The organism is Klebsiella sp. HMSC16A12 (assembly GCF_001808265.1).
GTDB classification, from domain to species: domain Bacteria; phylum Pseudomonadota; class Gammaproteobacteria; order Enterobacterales; family Enterobacteriaceae; genus Klebsiella; species Klebsiella pneumoniae.
In genome coordinates this window covers 1-2611 of sequence record NZ_KV792553.1, presented here as the reverse complement: position 1 = coordinate 2611, position 2611 = coordinate 1, and the positions used below count along the sequence as shown (strand labels likewise).

The 2611-nt window shown below is 49.9% G+C and carries 1 protein-coding gene and 1 pseudogene; one reads left to right on the top strand and one right to left on the bottom strand.

Going from position 1 to position 2611, the window contains the following annotated elements:
- Positions 1-17: 17 nt before the first annotated feature.
- A pseudogene (locus HMPREF3140_RS06365) lies at positions 18-1891 on the bottom strand (S-type pyocin domain-containing protein).
- A gap of 114 nt (positions 1892-2005) precedes the next feature.
- Here HMPREF3140_RS06365 and HMPREF3140_RS06360 point away from each other — a divergent pair.
- On the top strand, positions 2006-2551 hold the full coding sequence (locus HMPREF3140_RS06360; protein WP_023317517.1) for a hypothetical protein: 546 nt from the start codon (positions 2006-2008) through the stop codon (positions 2549-2551).
- Positions 2552-2611 lie beyond the last annotated feature (60 nt).

The window sequence follows — 2611 nt, the reverse complement described above, 5'->3', positions numbered from 1 at the left end:
GCAAAAGTTCGATTTATTCAACAAAGCCGTGTTAGCGCCTTAATGTTATCGACATCCATAACAGCCCCTCCTTGAGATATTTCTTTTTCGTGGTGTAATTCAATTTTAACACGTTTCCCTACTGATTCTAAAAAGTCCGCAGTAGGTGCCCTTCCAGCTTTCATCTGATTAATATCAGCTTCACTAAATTGCTTGCTTAGTGCAGAATCGTCAGCAACCGCTTTCCAGAACGCCCGACGGAAAGAATCAAAACTACCGAAAGTCTTCCCGCGTAATTTATCCGCAATCTGGGAAGGAACAGGAGCACCATCCCCGGTACTGGCCCCCCCCATCCAGTTATTGCCAACGTTCTGCCCTTTGCCGCTTACTGTACCGGGCATGTTACGAGGGCTACGGTACATCATATACAGCGGTTTTAGGCCGGACTCCGGTGGAAACACCAGAATAATATCTTCAAAATCGAGGTCATCCGCTACCGGCGTCACGGTTTTATCTGTAGCCTGTGGCGCCGAAATCTGATCACCGGTATGCAGAATACGCTCCGGTAGTGGTACCGGCCCGCTTAGCGTCAGTGGTCCGTTTGCACCAGGTGCGTCAGCCGGGCTGACAAAAATAGTTTGCGCCGGAACATCTGCGACAGCGGGAAGAGTATAGCCCCAGTAGCCGGTTTCCTTATCCAGTACAGCACGAGCGACCTTCACGGCACCGGCAGTATTGGTTTTGACCAGCTGAACATCCAGAATGCCGCTATCATTCATAACCAGACGGCCACGAACCGGCATACTGACAGATGTTTTCTGATCTGCTGCTTTATTCAATGCCGCGGTATCAGGCAGACCAAACGCATCGCCAGGCATCATCGAACTGATATCCCGACCGGGCACCATATCACTACCGACGCCAACTGATTTCGATAACACAAGACCGGCAATGGTTAATGCTACCGGGTTAGCCACCACAGCGACACGTAACGTCGCCAGAGCCTCGCTGATGAAAGCTCCCAGGCTGGCCGCAGCATCAGCCGACAGAGTAAAACCTCCACGTGACGCAGTTGACCAGGTCAGAGGAATAGCAAAAGGTGCCGCTGTAGCCGGGATACCCCTGACAGCCTGAATCTCTGAAGATTTCAGTTTATCTGCGGCTGTACGACGGGCCAGCAGCGCTTTTGCTTTTTCGGCAATGGTTCTGGCCTCCTCAGCGGCTTTCGCTGCTGCATCAGCCTGTCGTTTTTTTCTGCCGCAGCGGCGGCTTGTTCTGCGGACGCTAATGCAACCTGGGCAGCCTGACGGCGCGTTTCTGCAGCATTATAGGCAGCTGATGCCTGCAGACTGGCCTGCTCAGCGGCCGTTGCCTGGCTGGCAAGACTGGAGGCAGCATTTCGTTTGTTCACCGCATCATTCTGCGCTGCATCAACCTGAGCTTTTGTGATCCCAGATGGATAGAACCGGTATCCCCAGTGGTCATGCTCTTTATTCGAACTGATAACCTCCCATTTTTGGGTACCGTATTGGCCGTTATTATTCAGCGTGAGGCCTTTAATGCTTTGCTGCAGATCCTGATATTTTTTCTCAGCCTGAGTTGCTACTGGTACGGCATCGATAGCTTCCTTTCGCTTATTCTTCGCTGTATTAAGGGCATTATCTGCCACTGTTTTCAGGCGTGATGCTTCAGCAGTCGCCTGATTCAGATTATTACGCGCATCAGGAACAGTTTGATGTTGACCTGCAGCAGCCGCAGCAGAAATCGCATTCTGACGTTCTTTTTCCGCAGCGGCGGATGCCGCTGCTGTTTTCGCTGCGAATGCTTTTGCAGCCTCTTCTGCTTGCTGTTTTTCCTTAGCTACCTTCTCCGCTCGTGCAGCTTTTTCTGCTTCTGATGGGCCTACAGCCACAAAAGCGCTGAATGCGGATCATCAGAAAGAAAAAAAAACGATTTGAGCTCTGATTCATAGCCCGATAGATTACTTAGTTCCCCCGAGTGCACGATAAAAAAGAGAGTATTTCTGATGCCATTACCTGAGCGAATGAAACCCGCACGGGTCACCCGTAAACAGATGAAAGAACTGGTCAGTCAGCTGAATGGCATTCTCGATCACATCGATAACGGGATGGACGAAAACAATGAAGAACTAAAACAGATGATGGCAGACTGGAATGCACAGGTCGTCATGCCCTGCGGGTTCTCTGATTTTCGTGATTTTTCATCCTGGACAAGTGCACTAGATTTCACCAGGATGGCGCTTAATCAGGAAAAATACCTTGATGACTTTACATGGACAGAACTGAACGACGTTATCAACTTTATACGCAAAGCAGAAGGTAGTGCATCTGACCACAGCTATGCACTCCAGTTACTGGAGATTAATTTCAGGGCAAACCCACTGGATCTCATCTATCACCCTGACTGCTGGTTCAATGATGAAGCATTGTTTCATGCTCGGCTGACTACCGAAGAAATTGGTGGCTACCTGATGAAAAAATCAGGTCGATGGCTCAACGATGCACCGGATATCCAGCTGGTGTATGCCATCCCCCAGGATGTTTATGATTAACCAAGTCACCATTTACCATAATCCCTTAATTGTACGCACCGCTAAAACGGCCTCAGGGCG

What these genes read in the sequence shown, in the direction of transcription:
- HMPREF3140_RS06360 (WP_023317517.1), top strand. Translation starts at nt 2,006, where the DNA reads ATGCCATTACCTGAGCGAATGAAACCCGCACGGGTCACCCGTAAACAG.